The following is a 14,760-nucleotide window of genomic DNA, read 5'->3' as shown; positions in this document are numbered from 1 at the left end:
AATACAGTTCTCGCGTGGAAACAGGACCACACCATGTCCGTAACATCGGGCACAGGCAGAGACATCAGGCGTACGGGACAGCGCAGTGACAATGGCTAATACTGAAAAATCGGGTTTCTCCCGTCGTGCCCTACTGGGTGCGTTTGCGGCAACAACTTTGGTCGCCGCTCCGACCTTCTCCAATGCAGCGGGATTCTTGCGCGGCGCGGGTGACATTCGGCGGATCCGAATGTTCTCAGGCCGCACCGGTGAGCGGATCGATATGGTGTATTGGATCGACGGCAAATACATCAAGGATGCGGTGAAAGAAGTGAACCACTTCATGCGCGATTGGCGCAATGATCAGGTCAAGGATATTGATCTGCGCACCATTGATATTATGGCTGCATCGCACAACCTCCTTGATGTGAACGAACCCTATATGATGCTGTCGGGCTATCGCAGTCCGAAAACCAACGCCATGTTGCGCAGCCGGTCACGTGGGGTTGCGAAGAATTCCCTTCACATGCGTGGTCAGGCAGCAGATCTGCGCCTATCCTCTCGCTCGGTGACGCAGATGGCCAACGCAGCAAAAGCGTGCCGTGCGGGTGGCGTCGGTAAATACCGTGGGTCGAACTTTGTCCACATGGACTGTGGTGTCGTTCGCAGCTGGAACGGCTGATACCGCGACCATTTCTGACCGCCTGTCCCGAGGCTCTGCAAACCCATGTTGTGACGCAACATGGGTTTTTTGCTGCGCGAGAACGCGGCGCCCGAAAGGCAATTTTTCTGCAGAACTCGCGGCGTGTCATGGATAGTCCAAAGCAACTGCATACAGATGACAAACGCCTGAATTGAATTATGGTTCCGGTGTTTTTTGCCATTGCAGACCCACCCTGCGACGGCTATACGACGCGTATAGGCACCTGTAGCTCAGCTGGATAGAGCGCTGCCCTCCGAAGGCAGAGGCCAGAGGTTCGAATCCTCTCAGGTGCGCCATTAAATCAATCACTTAGATTTTCTTGAGATCTGCTGTTTCTGTTACTAGTAACAGAAACCTGGCTATTTCACATCTCATGCCTTTTCGGATTTTCAGGTTCATCCCATTCCCATTGATGAGCTTTTCTTGCCCGCATGGCACCTCACCTTCCCCCCCCCTTCGAGATGAGACATAGAGAGAACGAATTGCAAAATTCAAGCGTTGGCCTATCGTGCGGTACCGGACCCATTTGGTAAGAGGTAGATCAACCATGTGCGGGAGATTGGGCAGGCCAGATCTTACGTGGAGACAGCTATACGAGATGGAGCGCCGTTTCGTCGGCCCACCTATACCAGTGCGCGATCCTAATGCTGTTGAGCTATCTGCGAGCTGGAATGTAAAGCCCACCCAACTGGTGGACATCGCCTATCTGAATGCCGACAAGCTGTTCAGCACGACAGCCCGCTGGTGGTTCGTGCCAAGCTGGCATCGCGGCGATGTAAAGGCCTGGAAACGCACCACCTTCAACGCGAAGATTGAGACCGCTGCCAACCTGCCAAGTTTTCGCAATGCATGGAAGTCACAACGATGCATCATCCCGGCAGCTGGTTACTACGAATGGACAGGACCGAAGGGCAACAAACAACCCTGGTGGATCACCACCGATAGCAACGCCCCCGCCCTGTTCTTTGCTGGGCTCTATTCACGCCTAAGCGATGATCTGCACACATGCACTATTTTGACGCGATCAGCATTGCCGCAGATCAGTGAGATACACGCACGCTCTCCGGTGATCCTTGCGGATGATCAGATCATATCTTGGCTCTCAGGAGACCTAGAGAGCAGCGAAGAACAAGACCTAGGGACCTCTTGGAACGGACGCATGAGGGCGCAGAAGGTTGCCCCCTTTGGACGCGACGACGATGGGCCGGATCTGATCGAGCCATTCGGAACGCTGTTCTAGCAGGCGTCCGGTTTCAGCCAAGACCGCTGCCCCAACTGTGGCGCGCCACGATCTGCTGCAGAGCGTCTGGAAGATGTTCTCCGCACGGATACGGTTCGATAGAGGTCTAGAATTGGAGCGGCGTTAGTCTTCGCTGGCCAACACGCGCAATACTACCTTTCGTACTTTCTCTCTGGCCTCTTCCATAGTGTCGACCCGACCGTGCTCTGCTGGATGGACCCATGTCGCCCACGTCCAGGACTTGGCATCATTATATGGAAATGCATCCAGACTTATCCGGCCCACCGAACGGCCGTTCCAGACAATCACCCAATCATCTTCGCTGACTTCGCCGCCGATTACCGTTTTTCGCATGGCCCACATGAATCGAACAAATAGGGAACATTTCGAGTGCGTCAAGCTGCGAGAGAAGCGAAACGGCCTGCGGTAGACATCTGACGTTCGCGCGTGGTTCAGCATGATGTAGTTTGGCCTCCAAGCTGCCTTGCCGAGGTACTACTGCTGACGCACGGCAAATTCGCCCCCTGGCACCCGAACCCGGATGGCGCCAGTCAGCCCGAAGCGGTCATTTACTCTTAGGGTATTGTCTCGGCAATTCGGTGCATGCAATGTGGCTGGAAGACGGCTGCGAAGGTAAGTTAATTGTCGAAAGTGACCTATATAGTTCCAGAAAATCTTTCGCGTCTCTGGGCTGCAGAAGATGAGATGATGGTGTGGGCCACTAAAGTGATGGCATCAGAAGAACACCTCCAAGACCATCTTGAACTGATAGAGGCTTACATGGACTGCGTTGAAACTGTTCGCAGGATGAGGCCTTCTGGCGATCGACATGTCGCATTAGTGGGACTATTTCTTCGTACTTTCGATGCTGCGTCTTACTGTCTGCGCAGTGCCATGTCGGGCAACTATACCGGAAGCGCAATGTATGCTCGTGATATTCTAGAAACTCAATTCCTACTGAGTTATCTTTTGGATGAGCGAGGCCGACCGGAAGCATGGTTGTTATCGGACCCTAAGAAAAGCCCGGAAGAGTACAAACCTGTGGTCATTCGCAAGTACTTGGATAATCGTGATGGTTTCACGGAGCGAAAGCGTGAGCAAAACTACAAAGCACTTTCTGTACTTGGAACCCATCCATCTCCTGGGGGGCTGGAACTAAAAAGGGACGGCACCAAATCAATCCGCAGTGGGCCGTTCAAACAGCGGGACACATTTATTCAGTGTATACAGGAGGCCGCACGGGTTATCCTGCCGCTAAGCGGAATGTTGCGAGGCTATTGTGTTGCTGAGATAAAAGACGGCCGAAAATTCTCCACTAGGCTCGCACTCATTTTACAACGCACCAAAGAGAAGTATTTGAGGGGTTAGAGAGCCATCTTAAAGACTTACTTTCAGCCCAATCCGATAAGTCACAGTAGGCTCTCAACGAACCCAGTAGTCTGCCGCAGCAGCATGCTGATCAGCGCCTGTATGGTTGGGCAAGTCTGGATCGCAGTGTCGCTGATCTGGAACTGTCGTCCGTGCAGGCAGTTCGGAGGGGGTGTCCTAACCATATCAAGATCAAACCAGTTCGACAGCGATCCACGTCGCATCAAGCTGTCATCGTAGGACGACCATTTCGTGGCCTTGAACTTCGTGAGATCCAGCTACTCATGCATCCAGGCTATCAGGTTGGATTCCCAAAATGAATCTCTTCAATGTATCTGTGCGACAAAACCATATATATGTGTTCTGAGGCGAAGAGGAGCCGAACTTTGATTTCATCGCGACAGTTCGAGCAGCGCGTGGCACGCATTTATCAACTACTAGAGGCGAAAGCCAAATCCGTCACTTGGGACAAACACATCCCTGACCCGGACGCACCAACTCAACAGCGTCAAATTGACATCGAAATTCGACGGCCAGACGCTCTGGTCCATGTCGAGTGCAGGCATCGGAGACAGCCCCAGGATGTAATGTGGGTGGAGGAGCTGATTGGAAGGCGAGTGAGTCTTGGAGCCGACTTGATGATTGCCGTCTCTTCAAGTGGATACACAAATACGGCGAAGATTAAAGCCGAAAAGCATGGCATTTTACTTAGGGAACTTGAACAGGTTTCGGAGCAAGAGGTTCTGACTTGGGGCGTTCGATGTGAATTGCTCTTCCGGTTTGCTCGATTTTCAAAGTTAAGATTCAACGTCGGGCTGATGGTTGAAACCCGCCCCTTGATAAGTGAAACAGAAATCCTCAATCAGCTTGCGCAAAACGGCACTATAGAAAATGCCCTTCGCTATATTGCGAACACGAGACACGACGAAATCGCACAGAAAGGCGAGTGCGAGTTTTACGTCAGCCTAGCGGCCCCACCTCCCATTTTTACTTCGACTGGCGAGAGCTACGCTATTGGCCTATTCGATATCACCGGGCTAATTCAGCAAATCGACATTCCACATTCACCAACAGGATATTGCGAATTTCGTGGTGCTCTTGAACGGCCCAACAATCCCAATGCCGATTTGACTATCTTTGATCAGGTTGGTGGCGAGATTATAAGCCACGAAGACAAATTCCACTGGCATATAGATCTGAATAGTATCAGAGCGGAACCAAACAGCTTCTTCTCCGGTAGTATCACGGCAAAGCTCAATCAGCCGATGGTGCTGCAAAGCTTGAGTTTGCACGGAACCATCTCAGGGGAGGGAAAACTCACTGACGTCGTTGTGTCTATTGGCACAGCACAAATCGCGGTCTGAGCGAACTTCCCCGTTATTTAACGGACTTACCCCGCAGCCTCTGTGAAAGGTATGCCAAACGCGGTTTAGCGATTGGGCAGCCCCTTCACCGTGTACAGATGAACACGACTTTGCAAATCCCGCTTTCTGCGCTTCGCAGCTACAGCTTCAAAAAACAAAAAACCCGCTCACTGGCGGGGCTCACACGTTGCAGTCATGCGGGTATTAGGTGCGCCCATCGTGGGCAGGTCAGCTTGAAGTTCAGATACGCTTCTTGAATTTCATCCCTGGTCTGCTGCGTATCTTGGCGGGATCGCGTGGGCAACTTTTGACCGATGGTCCGGCATATCTCAGCCTCAGCAGCCGTCTCAGTCTCGATAGCCCGCGTCATCGAATTCCCGCAGCTGGTCATCATCAGCGCGCTCAACCCGATCACGAATGGAATCAGCTTTGGCATGGTCTCGCTCCTTTGCCTCAATATACGTTTCCTTGCGGCCCTCTGCTTTCTGTGACCGCCCATAAGCCCAGATAGCCGCGAGGAACGCCCCAGCGGCCACCAGATAGCCCCAGAAGCGAGACAGGATCGCGGAGATCATTTACCCTTCTCCGGGGCCACCCATGACGCCCAGAACCCCAGCACGGCCATCAGCAACGCGACCAGCGCAGGCCAGCCCGCGCCGCCGATGAGAGAACGCACCAACGCAGCCGGATCATCGGATGCCAGGATCACAGCAAGCACCGGCCCGATGGCCGTCAGAAGGTGGCGCAGCTGCCCCTGCACCTTGGGGTTTCGTAGCTTGCTCATGTCATGCCTCATTTGTGGAAATTGGAGTGCCGCCGGGGGTCAGAAGAATGCGACGACCAGTGACCGGGACGCCAATCGGCCAGCGCGCCGACAGCAGGCGGGATTTGGCGATCCGGGTGACGGTGACAGCATTCGCCTGATTGCCGCCGAGAACGTGATAATGCGTGTCGTCTTCGCCGTGATAGAACCCGACGTGACCGGCCCAATGGTTCGGACTGATCCGCCAGAATACCAAGGTAGCCCCGAAGACGGGATCGCACTTATCGCCCCAAGGGTGCCAGTTGCGGGCACCCAACGGGTTCCCAGGCAGATCAATGTCTGGATCCACCGCCCGGTGACAGGTTGCAACGAATGCACCACACCAAGGGATGTCGCGCGGGTCGATCCACGACACAGAGGCGTCAAACCAGCGCCGCAGGGCTGCGGTGTTGCGCTGTTCATGCAGGCCGCGCATCTTGGCCGCTTCGGCCATCCAAGGCAGTTCTGACCGCTCTTGCACCGCAGGCATCAGCGCCGCGCGGGTCAGCGGGCCAACATAGGGCCGCGCGCGCAGGCCAACCGACCGCTTGAACGCGACAACCGCAGCGTCTGTGCGGGGACCGCGCAGGCCATCAATCGGGCCGGGGTCGAATCCCAGCTGAGAAAGCCGCTCCTGCAGCCAGAGTGTCTCCGCGTTCATGGTGTCACCTCAAATGTGTTGCTGGTGCGCCTGACCTCGCGCACACCTCCGGCTGTTGGAAAGATCCGCCAAAGCGTGTTGATGCGATATTCGCCAGGGGGGAGGTCAATGCTGTCTTCCCAGATCCACCAGCAGATGTTCAAATCCTCGGGAAGGCTGTTGTCTGGGCGGTAGTCATTTTCCTCAGAGAAGATGCGGAAGGTGTACCAACTGCCGCCGCTAGATTTTCGCATGACCGTGACCTTCCACGTCCCGAAGAAGGGCCGGTTGATCTCACGGTCAAAATCCATCTTGGCACAGACACCCCGTCGTGCGTCGGAGACCCTGACCGCACCAGGTTCAAACCACCAGCTGGCCGGTAGCGCACTGGTCATGAGGCTCAGCGCAAGCACCACCCCCCATGCCGCGATGATGAACTTGCCCCAAGTCATTTCTTATTCCCCCGCAACAGTCGGACCGCATCCTCAATGCCGAGGGAGAGCACCTGCCGGGCGATATGCTCACCCGTCAGCGCGATCAGCGCGCAGACGGCATAGGTGTAGATCTCCCCGTCCAACTCCAACCAATCCATCAGCGGTTCCGTGAACACCAAAGCGCAGCTGATCGCTGACGCCGTGGTGGTGATGGCACCGAAGATCGTAATCTGCGGTGACGCCCGCAGCTTGAGAAGAATGGCTGCGATCATCGCCAGCCAGAACTCCGGTGAAAACAACAGGTCTCGCATGTGCCTATGTCAGCTCCATTTGTGGATGGTGACGGCCAGCACCATTGCCAGCCTGCGGATGCGCCCCACGCCATCGGCGCGGAGGGCTTCGGAAAACGGTGCGGCCGCGCTGACCCGGCCCCAGCCAAGGACGTGAATGGCGTAGTCATGCAGCGCTGCGGCTTTCAGGTATCGCGGGTTGTGCCGGTCAAAGATCCACCCGGCCCAGCGGGGAATTGAGACATCGAAGGGGAACCCCTCCGGCACGTACAAAAAGAGACCGGACCCCTTGGTTCCGATCTCCCATTTGATTGCTTTGGTGGTGCGATAGCCCGTCCCGCTGCGGGCGCACCAATCAGGCGGTTGGCCAGCCATCCAGAACGGCCTGGGATCCGTTGGGCAGGTATCCCAGAGCGTCAAGCCCTGCCAAGGCGCCGGGTAGCTTCGGATTTGCCCGGCTCGTGAACGGCGAAACTTTCAGCAACAACCAGAAGTAGGTCAGGTTCGGATCATTGCTGGACTGCACCACCTGCTCCGGCGTCATGCCACCGGCGGTCTCCAGAAGGGAAATGAGCGCAGCGCTATCCAGATCCCGATAGACCGGATCCGGCACCGGGATATCCTCAACGCCCCAAGCGGCCCCGTCCCACGTCAGGCGCTGGGTTGCAGGATCATGATCAGGCTGCGGCGGTGATGCGATGTAACCGGCATCCGCGATTTCCTCGGCTGTGAAGCTGGCCGGATCGGTGCGGCTGCGCCCGTCGCTCAGACGAATGCGGTGCGGCAGAGGTGCCGGGGCGGTGGTGGCGGTGTGGTAAAGCTGGGTCATGAGTAGTTGTCATCCCTTCTGTATTGTTCAGGTCGAGCCGCGTAGATCACCCCGTCTGCGGTAAACCCATTCTCCATAACCGGGACATAGAACTTATCGCCAGTTCGGGTCATTGTGACGACACGACCTTCCTGATCGAAGGCAACGCCATGGCAAGATGGACAGGTTCTGAAACCTGCCGCGAATGATCCTGTTTCTGGGGTGACATAGATCAGCGAAGGATGGGTGTTGTTGTTTCCTGCACAGACTAGGAACTGACCGGTTGGGTCCACGGTCAGGCCGACCAGTGTTGGCAAGTTGCTGTCAACTGTCACGCTGGAGGTCACGGTGCTACTGAAGCCGTCATGCGTTCGAATTGTGCGGCCGGAAGTGGTGACAAAGTTACCGCTCAGGACGGTGAACCCGCTGCCGCCAACACCTGCGATTTCCGTCAGGGCCGTCTCGGAAACTCCGTCTTGAATTTGTAAATTCCCGCCCCCCATAAGCAGAAGGTTTCCGGTAGCCGGATCAATCTCCATGTCTTCAATGGTTGCACTGGGGTCAGGCGAGGCAAATGACGACAGCACGGTTCCGGTCAGGCCATCGTGCACATAGATCAAGCCGGTCGCAAAATCATAGGAGACCAGATTGCCACCCGCGGGATCCACCGTAATGGACCTTGGGTTGCTGGAAGGGGTGCTGAACGTGGGGCAAGTATATTGCCCGCTCCCTGTTGGAAGGCTGACAATTCCAGCGTCCGATCCGCCTCCCTTCCCGACACCCTTTAGACTGGCGCCAGCAGAAGCCAGCCCGCCCAGATGACGAACCCCGCGCATCAGGCGGCGTCCTCGTCGTAGTAGGTCACCGTCATCTCCAAATCGCTTGCCGCCGACGCCAATGCTTGCAGCTTGTCGCCAGCCGCGAGAGCCAAGGCGCCAACGGACATTGTGCGGCTGTCCTGCGCCTCAACTGTGACCTGATAGGCCAGCCGGGTTACAGCGTCGGAATTGCTGGCGTCGGTCCACTGGATGGTGGCGTCTGCTGCGTTGGTGCCGTCCACGTTGCAGACCTGGATCAAGGTGACGTGGCGAACCTTGCCTGCTGGAACGGTGAATACATCAGCTGAGCTGGTGGTGAGTGCCTGCCCTACGGTGTCGGTCATGTCTTATGCTCCAATCCATGTTGCGAAGCGGCGCGCGCGGGCCGATATCAGCTTTCCAGCTTCTTCAACGGGGTTAAGGTTGTGCCAGTTGGCGGGATCTGAGGCGGGATCGAGGACCGAGGTGAAATCGGCCTTGGCGCGGTAGGTCAGCCCATCCGTGGGCGACCAGACCGCATCGCCATCGCTGTAATCGCCAGCGGCCCAGCGATCCGCGTTCACGCCACTTTCAAACGCGGCGCTGGCCTCTGCAACGGTTGCGGCTTGCGTGGCCACCTGCTCTGCCGCAGCGTTGACCTCCTGCGCCTGCTGATTGCTCGCAAGCGCGCGGTCCGGGATCTCGCTCAGGAAGCTGTCAACGTCGGCGGAAAAGGTATCCGGAGTGTCAGACCGGCTTGGAACCTTGGTGAATGCGGGAACTTGGGTGACAGGCATCAGGTGACGCTCTCCACTTCTAGTGAAAGTTTGGAAATCGACGGGGTCTCATACGGAAAACCGAAGTCGCGCGGGTAGCCATAGGTGATGGTGCCGCCGCGCGTCGGATCACCGATGTAGATGCATGGCACGTCGGCGACATCTTCTAGAAAATCTGCAACGTAATCGTTGTTGCGGGTCTCGACCGCGACCTCATAGGTGACCAGCTTGGCCTTATTGCGCGAGACAATGTTGAACCTGCCGAACTGGTCACGCTCTTTAGTGGAGAAATTCAGCAGATCGCGGCGGGTCCCATAGACTGCTTCGCCGATAATGCGCTGACGCCCGATGAACGCGCCGCCGACACTGACCTCCGCTCCGGCCGCACCGGTTACGGTGATCGTGACAGCTTGAGAGTACGACGGCAAATCAATGAAGGTCACATCCCGCCGTCTCAGAATAGGCGAGAAGAAGTATTCCCAGTAGTCGACCACCTGGCTGTTATCCAGCAGGCTCTTGGTTTCGTCGTAGAGTGTGCCGCCTGCCCCATCATCCACGGTCACCCGTGCGGACAGCGCGTCGAGGTTAAGCAAGGTGACTGAATTCACGACCTCTGAGGGCTGCACAGTGACTTCAATCCGCTCAGTTGCCACCGTCTGCGAGTGGTAGAACTCATCAAACATCTGAAACCGATTGACCACGCCAATGCGGATCCATGTTGGCGGATCCGCATTAACGCCTGTGACGGGACCATCAGCGGTCTCGATCACCGCGCGATAGAGGTCATTGCCGATGCGTCGTTCTTCACCCTCTGGCGTGGTGCCCGCTGTCCATTCGATCTCGGGCAGCGGGACATTCGTGGTCAGGTTCGCGTCGGTGACGTCAATTGGTTGGATGATGATCATGCTGCCCCCTTGGTGGCCAGGCCATCCCGCTCAACACGCTTCAGCGAACGTTCAGTTGCGCCAGTCGCCTTGGAAATTGGTCCGAGATAGCCAGCCATCTCTTCACGCATGGCCCGGATCTCGCCAACGGCCTCAAGGGCGCCACCAATTGTGCCGTTTTCTCCGGCCGCGCGTGCTGCACCCGGGCGACTGTTGACAATCTGAGTGCGCTCCAACGCCTTGATTTGCGCGATGCGATTGGCCTCCTTTTGCGCGCTGGCAACCGCGGCCACACCAGCTGCCATCTGTCCAATGGATCCACCCAGCGCATTCACGGCGCCGACGACGTTAAAAACACCTTCGCTGATGCTGGGCAGACCAGCGGATGGATCCAAGGTCGCCGCGACCATCTGCTCCATATTGAGACGAATGGTTTCCAGCTCTTCCATGCGCGTTTCGATCCGCTCAGACACGAGCGTGTATCGCTCCGCGGTGTGATTGAGCTGCGTGACCGCATTTTCGACATTGATGGCTGCAATGTATTCGCCCATTGCCAGTTCATAAGTGCGCTGCCCTTCTGCCAGGATTTGGTCAAGGCGCTGCATTTCCGCCTCATGCTGCGATTGGGCGAGCGTGATCTGTTGTTCCAGCGCGCTGACTGCCATGTCAGCAGCTGTCATTTCGGTCTGCGCTGCGTCACCGCGCTCCGATACAATGTTTGAGGTGCGATAGTAGTCTGCCAGATAGTCGGCATAGTTGGAGAAATCAGCAGAATTATCTTCGCCCAACACGCTAAGCGCATCAGACAGGCGCTCTGGATCAGAACCGCCGTTTTGCACATACATCAGTGCGCGGCGGCGTTCCACCTCACGCCCTTCCACATCGATGCGGCGGCGGTCGCGGATGGCATCATCCAGAGTTTCGAACAGTTGTCGGGATTTCTCTGCCGCGCCCTCCAATGTGCCCAGGCGCCCCTCCAACTGATCCATCAGGGCGGTATGGCTGGCGGTAATGGAATCCCGCTCAGCGCCGACCGAGATTTGCAGGCGCTTGAGACGAAGCTTAAGCCGGTCGCTGATAATGCCCAATCGATCCTGCATTTCATCGACGGCCTCTTTGATGGCCCCTGTCAGCTCTGCCAGCGCATCACGGATGTTCTGCTCTTTGAGCCTGCGCGCCTCGGCCTCTGCCTGTGAGAGGGCATCGCCAACCCCGTTGAGTGCATCTGCTGCCTGTTGCGCAGTCCCATGGACAACGGAAAATTCATCAGACAGGCCAATCAGCGTCACGTAAGCCTCGCGACCTTCCTCGGTCGTGCGGTCCAGACCTGCCACCAAATTGCGAAAGGCCTCATGGGTTGTTGGCAGGGTCAGGTTCAATTTTTCCGCAGCTTCGTCCAGCGCTTCCTGTGCGTACTGCTGCTGCTTGGCCAGCCGCTCGACATCTGTGAACATAAGCTCGAAGTAGCTGCCGACACTGACAGTGAATTGCTCCACTCCGCCAAAGGCATCCATGAGCGCTGATGCGCTTTCAGCCGCCTTGAGGCTGCCCTCGAACAGTGATTGGTTCAGCAGGCCAAAGCCCTCATTGGCCGTGATCAGTGAACCGCCAAGTCGTGTCAGTGTGTCATAAGCACCCTCGCCTGCCTTCGCGTAATCCTCTGTTTCCAGAACCAGATCCGCCATGCCGTCGCCCAGGCGGGTCAGCTGGTCCTCGAAGGCCTTCGCGATCTGTTCTTCACTCCCTGCATTCGGGCCGGTCAGCCAGATCGTGAAACCATCTGCTGTGAAGTCATCGATAGCTGTCGAGGCCAACCCTAGCGCTGCCGCCATTTCCTCAACGCTGCTGCGAACTGCCAACGCACCGTCATCCAGCATATTTTGGATCTCAGGCCGCGCGGTGTGGTTGACCTGTTTGTCTCCTCTCAGAAAGCCACCGTCCCAGAAGTCGAATTCAAAACCGTCAAATCCATCCGGACCCAGAGAGCCTCGGACAGCGCGGCCGTCATATTCACGCGAGAGGCCTTTGGACAGAATGGCGATACCGCCTGCGATAATGCCGAGAGCGGGTAGAGCTGCACCGAATGCGCCGAGACCGCTGGAAGCCCCGCTGACCAGCCCGCCGAGATTGGCGAAACTGGACGTGAGGCCGCCGCCGGTGAAGACGCCACCAAGTCCAGACATAATACCCTGCGCGATCTGACCGCCCCCGAGCAGATTTGCGCCAATGTTGATAAGGCCCCCGCCACCCCCACCGAGAATGCCACTGCCACCACCAAGCCCGCCTGCGGCTGAGGCGGCGGTTCCAGCAAGCGAGCCGCCGAAGCCAAGTGAAAGCATGATCCGATTTTTGGCTGCCGTGCTGATCATCTGGATCAACCAATTTTTGAAGGTTTGACCGATATCTTTGAGTGTGCCTTCAAAACCGTTGAACAGCCCCTCGGTCAGGGTGTCCGTTAAATCACCCACTAAAGGCAGGGAATCCGCCAGCTCAACATTCAAATTCGCAACAGCTTTGGCCATTTCATCTTTGGACAAAAGCCCCTGCAGCTTAGCCAATTCTGCCAGCTCATGGTTGTATGCCGCCATTGGGTCTAGGGACGCGCGTACCGCATCAGCTTCTTTCTTCAGCTGGTTGGTGGCTTTGCGGCTTGCAGACCCGGTCTTTTTCAGATTGCGCTCACGACTGCGTGCGGCCTCGCGCTCTTTGTCCAAGACAGCATCTAGGGCAATGCCATGCTCAAACTGATACTGCTCTGCATCAATGGCCTGGCGTTCCAGCCATGTGGCCCCCTCACGCCGCGCATCAAATTCCAGCTCTTTCCGAAATCGCTCTGCTTCAATAGCTGCTCCACGGATAGACTTGCCCGCTTTAAGTGCGTCGACCTCAGCTTGCTTAGCAGCATTTGAAATCAACCCCCCGCCAATGGCAGATAGTGAGGACATGATGGCTTGGATCTCTGCATTCACACCGGCCATCGCACCGGCCCAGATGTATGCCTGTGAAGTCGCTTCCTCCGTATTCGCTACAGAGCGACTTGATGAGGTGATGATCGCTTCGAGTTGCACAACCGCATCCGCCAGCGCCGAGGGTAGCTTTTGACCTTCGGGATAGAATTCGCGGATGACATCCAAGGCATCCTTCGCTTCACGCTGGATATCCTCCAAACTCTGGGCACCCCGAAGCTCGTCAAACCCCTTCTTGATGAGTGTAACCTGTTCGGGCAGCAAGCCCACGGCTTGTGACGCGGCATAAGCATCATCTTCCAGGTTCTCAAAGTTCTCGCGAAACGTCTGAATTTGCTCAGAAGTGGCCTTCATCGCGGTATTCCGCTCGAGCGCATCAAGCGCATCTTCCATCGCAGAAATAGCAGACGAGGCCTCGCCAAGGTCCACAAACAGATCAAAGTTGTCAGTTTGAAGAGCATCCAGAGCACGCCGGACAGAAACCCCGCTGAGGTATTCGTAGGTTTCCTTCACATCTTGTGCAAAAGCCCCGAATTCTTCAACAAGATCCATAGTGCTGGCCCGAGCACCGTCAGCGTACCGGCTGTAGTCATCCAACGCCCCTACGAGGTTGTCGAGGGCCTGGGTATTTAGCTTTGATCTTTCTTCCAGCGAAAGCGATGCGCTCCCCAAATCGAACAAAATTGGCACCAGCGCCCCACCAACCGCCACCGCTGTCCCAAGCCATGGAAGTATTGTGCCAATGCTGCCGCCGAGCATACTGAAAGCGCCTGCGGCTTGAGGAGCCTGCTGTGAAATTGCGCGAAACCAACCAATCATCGGGCCAGAAACAAAAACGTCTTGGATTTGAAAGCCGACCTGATTTGCAACGAGACCGAATTTCGACATACCCTTGCCCGCCCGAGCAGAAGCGCCACCAATGCCCTGCATCTGATCTTTGAGCATTTGCAGGGTGCTGGCCCTTTCCTTGTCGGAGATCAGTCCAGCTCTGTGGGTGGCATTCAACGTTTCAGTGGCGGCATCAAGCTGCCTGGTGGCCGCATAAGCTGGGTCAATAGATGCTTTCAATCGGTCATAAGCTTGCGATTGCCGATCCAACTGGCCAACCCACGCTTTTGCAGATGCAGAGGCTGTCCTCGATGCCTTGTCAACACCAAGAAGGGCATCAAGTTGCTTCTGCGCTGCGGTGGCAGTTTTTTCAAATCCAATGTCATATGCCCGCGCCATCGCCTCAGCTGATCGCACAGCATCGCGAGAGGTTTCTTCAAACCCGCCCCCCAACATTTTGAGAGCTGCTCGCGCTTTCTTCGCACCCGTATCGAACGATGCAGCGTCCAGCGATGCAGACGCCCGCAGCGCCCCAACTTCAATGGCCATAATGACAAACCTATTGCTTGTTCTGATCCGTCCAACTAGCGTTGGGCGGGTTTTCTCTGGGGGGGGCTATCGTGAGGTCAGCAACAATAATTTTGGCACTTTTGGTGCTTGGATTTGGTGCGTACTGGCCGTACAGGAGCACTAAAAAAGCTATAGAACCTGCGCGGTATGATCCTTCGTGCGAAGCGGAGGCTCGAAAGCTATTGAGGCAACTTCAAGTCTCTAAAAGCCGAGCAAACTCCAACCTGAACGATTTGCGCAGGGAGTTTGGGAATAGCGCGAGTGTTATTCGAGATAACGCGAAGTATGTGGCTGGAATGTATGCAGGGCAA

At 56.4% G+C, this 14,760-nt stretch carries 16 protein-coding genes, 1 tRNA gene and 1 pseudogene; 5 read left to right on the top strand and 13 right to left on the bottom strand.

From position 1 onward, the window contains the following. Positions 1-91 precede the first annotated feature (91 nt). From GAL_RS08780 to GAL_RS08760, 4 genes are all read left to right on the top strand, one after another. A complete protein-coding gene (locus GAL_RS08780) occupies positions 92-661 on the top strand; it encodes a YcbK family protein (RefSeq protein WP_024097232.1) in 570 nt (189 codons plus the stop codon). A gap of 240 nt (positions 662-901) precedes the next feature. Continuing rightward, positions 902-978: transfer RNA gene (locus tag GAL_RS08775), tRNA-Arg, on the top strand. A 251-nt stretch (positions 979-1,229) separates the two neighbouring features. Beyond that, on the top strand, positions 1,230-1,922 hold the full coding sequence (locus tag GAL_RS08770; protein ID WP_024097231.1) for an SOS response-associated peptidase: 693 nt from the start codon (positions 1,230-1,232) through the stop codon (positions 1,920-1,922). Between the two features lie 642 nt (positions 1,923-2,564). Then, the gene (locus GAL_RS08760; protein ID WP_145957932.1) at positions 2,565-3,290 is read left to right on the top strand and encodes a hypothetical protein; all 726 of its coding nucleotides are present in this window, start codon (positions 2,565-2,567) and stop codon (positions 3,288-3,290) included. Positions 3,291-3,334: 44 nt separating this feature from the next. On the opposite strand, the pseudogene GAL_RS22215 reads toward GAL_RS08760, so the two are convergent. Continuing rightward, positions 3,335-3,576, bottom strand: a pseudogene (locus tag GAL_RS22215) (transposase); the annotation flags it as partial. 43 nt (positions 3,577-3,619) lie between these two features. Here GAL_RS22215 and GAL_RS21945 point away from each other — a divergent pair. Continuing rightward, a complete protein-coding gene (locus GAL_RS21945) occupies positions 3,620-4,654 on the top strand; it encodes a restriction endonuclease (protein ID WP_052331594.1) in 1,035 nt (344 codons plus the stop codon). A gap of 347 nt (positions 4,655-5,001) precedes the next feature. On the opposite strand, the gene GAL_RS08745 is transcribed toward GAL_RS21945, so the two are convergent. From GAL_RS08745 to GAL_RS08690, 12 genes are read right to left on the bottom strand one after another with little or no spacing between them, the layout of a single operon-like run. After that, the gene (locus GAL_RS08745) at positions 5,002-5,229 is read right to left on the bottom strand and encodes a hypothetical protein (RefSeq protein ID WP_024097227.1); all 228 of its coding nucleotides are present in this window, start codon (positions 5,227-5,229) and stop codon (positions 5,002-5,004) included. Continuing rightward, positions 5,226-5,438 (bottom strand): hypothetical protein, encoded by a 213-nt coding sequence (locus GAL_RS08740; protein WP_024097226.1) that lies wholly within the window; start codon positions 5,436-5,438, stop codon positions 5,226-5,228. The genes GAL_RS08745 and GAL_RS08740 overlap by 4 nt, the downstream gene beginning before the upstream one ends. Position 5,439: 1 nt before the next feature. Beyond that, positions 5,440-6,117, bottom strand: coding sequence for an NlpC/P60 family protein (locus GAL_RS08735; RefSeq protein WP_024097225.1), 678 nt, complete (start codon positions 6,115-6,117; stop codon positions 5,440-5,442). Beyond that, entirely contained in the window at positions 6,114-6,548 is a 435-nt protein-coding gene (locus GAL_RS08730) for a hypothetical protein (RefSeq protein ID WP_024097224.1), read from the bottom strand. The genes GAL_RS08735 and GAL_RS08730 overlap by 4 nt, the downstream gene beginning before the upstream one ends. Next, positions 6,545-6,841, bottom strand: coding sequence for a hypothetical protein (locus GAL_RS08725; protein WP_024097223.1), 297 nt, complete (start codon positions 6,839-6,841; stop codon positions 6,545-6,547). The genes GAL_RS08730 and GAL_RS08725 overlap by 4 nt, the downstream gene beginning before the upstream one ends. Positions 6,842-6,850: 9 nt before the next feature. Next, the gene (locus GAL_RS08720) at positions 6,851-7,195 is read right to left on the bottom strand and encodes a DUF1353 domain-containing protein (protein WP_024097222.1); all 345 of its coding nucleotides are present in this window, start codon (positions 7,193-7,195) and stop codon (positions 6,851-6,853) included. Beyond that, positions 7,176-7,649: a hypothetical protein gene (locus GAL_RS21940; RefSeq protein ID WP_024097221.1), complete on the bottom strand. Its 474-nt coding sequence runs from the start codon at positions 7,647-7,649 to the stop codon at positions 7,176-7,178. The genes GAL_RS08720 and GAL_RS21940 overlap by 20 nt, the downstream gene beginning before the upstream one ends. Further along, the gene (locus GAL_RS08710) at positions 7,646-8,464 is read right to left on the bottom strand and encodes a hypothetical protein (protein WP_024097220.1); all 819 of its coding nucleotides are present in this window, start codon (positions 8,462-8,464) and stop codon (positions 7,646-7,648) included. The genes GAL_RS21940 and GAL_RS08710 overlap by 4 nt, the downstream gene beginning before the upstream one ends. After that, entirely contained in the window at positions 8,464-8,790 is a 327-nt protein-coding gene (locus GAL_RS08705; protein WP_024097219.1) for a hypothetical protein, read from the bottom strand. Before GAL_RS08705 ends, GAL_RS08710 begins: the two co-directional genes overlap by 1 nt. A 3-nt stretch (positions 8,791-8,793) precedes the next feature. After that, on the bottom strand, positions 8,794-9,222 hold the full coding sequence (locus GAL_RS08700; protein WP_024097218.1) for a hypothetical protein: 429 nt from the start codon (positions 9,220-9,222) through the stop codon (positions 8,794-8,796). Beyond that, a complete protein-coding gene (locus GAL_RS08695; protein ID WP_024097217.1) occupies positions 9,222-10,106 on the bottom strand; it encodes a hypothetical protein in 885 nt (294 codons plus the stop codon). Before GAL_RS08695 ends, GAL_RS08700 begins: the two co-directional genes overlap by 1 nt. Beyond that, a complete protein-coding gene (locus GAL_RS08690; RefSeq protein ID WP_024097216.1) occupies positions 10,103-14,428 on the bottom strand; it encodes a coiled-coil domain-containing protein in 4,326 nt (1,441 codons plus the stop codon). The genes GAL_RS08695 and GAL_RS08690 overlap by 4 nt, the downstream gene beginning before the upstream one ends. Positions 14,429-14,760: the final 332 nt, after the last annotated feature.

The organism is Phaeobacter gallaeciensis DSM 26640, from assembly GCF_000511385.1.
Taxonomy (GTDB): Bacteria; Pseudomonadota; Alphaproteobacteria; order Rhodobacterales; family Rhodobacteraceae; genus Phaeobacter; species Phaeobacter gallaeciensis.
This window is presented reverse-complemented; position numbering and strand designations above follow the sequence as displayed.

Excerpts from the sequence above, each read along its gene's own strand:
- GAL_RS08780 (WP_024097232.1), top strand. The coding sequence starts at position 92 with ATGGCTAATACTGAAAAATCGGGTTTCTCCCGTCGTGCCCTACTGGGT.
- GAL_RS08770 (WP_024097231.1), top strand. The coding sequence starts at position 1,230 with ATGTGCGGGAGATTGGGCAGGCCAGATCTTACGTGGAGACAGCTATAC.
- GAL_RS21945 (WP_052331594.1), top strand. The coding sequence starts at position 3,620 with ATGTATCTGTGCGACAAAACCATATATATGTGTTCTGAGGCGAAGAGG.
- GAL_RS08745 (WP_024097227.1), bottom strand. The coding sequence starts at position 5,229 with ATGATCTCCGCGATCCTGTCTCGCTTCTGGGGCTATCTGGTGGCCGCT.
- GAL_RS08740 (WP_024097226.1), bottom strand. The coding sequence starts at position 5,438 with ATGAGCAAGCTACGAAACCCCAAGGTGCAGGGGCAGCTGCGCCACCTT.
- GAL_RS08735 (WP_024097225.1), bottom strand. The coding sequence starts at position 6,117 with ATGAACGCGGAGACACTCTGGCTGCAGGAGCGGCTTTCTCAGCTGGGA.
- GAL_RS08730 (WP_024097224.1), bottom strand. The coding sequence starts at position 6,548 with ATGACTTGGGGCAAGTTCATCATCGCGGCATGGGGGGTGGTGCTTGCG.
- GAL_RS08725 (WP_024097223.1), bottom strand. The coding sequence starts at position 6,841 with ATGCGAGACCTGTTGTTTTCACCGGAGTTCTGGCTGGCGATGATCGCA.
- GAL_RS08720 (WP_024097222.1), bottom strand. The coding sequence starts at position 7,195 with ATGGCTGGCCAACCGCCTGATTGGTGCGCCCGCAGCGGGACGGGCTAT.
- GAL_RS21940 (WP_024097221.1), bottom strand. The coding sequence starts at position 7,649 with ATGACCCAGCTTTACCACACCGCCACCACCGCCCCGGCACCTCTGCCG.
- GAL_RS08710 (WP_024097220.1), bottom strand. The coding sequence starts at position 8,464 with ATGCGCGGGGTTCGTCATCTGGGCGGGCTGGCTTCTGCTGGCGCCAGT.
- GAL_RS08705 (WP_024097219.1), bottom strand. The coding sequence starts at position 8,790 with ATGACCGACACCGTAGGGCAGGCACTCACCACCAGCTCAGCTGATGTA.
- GAL_RS08700 (WP_024097218.1), bottom strand. The coding sequence starts at position 9,222 with ATGCCTGTCACCCAAGTTCCCGCATTCACCAAGGTTCCAAGCCGGTCT.
- GAL_RS08695 (WP_024097217.1), bottom strand. The coding sequence starts at position 10,106 with ATGATCATCATCCAACCAATTGACGTCACCGACGCGAACCTGACCACG.
- GAL_RS08690 (WP_024097216.1), bottom strand. The coding sequence starts at position 14,428 with ATGGCCATTGAAGTTGGGGCGCTGCGGGCGTCTGCATCGCTGGACGCT.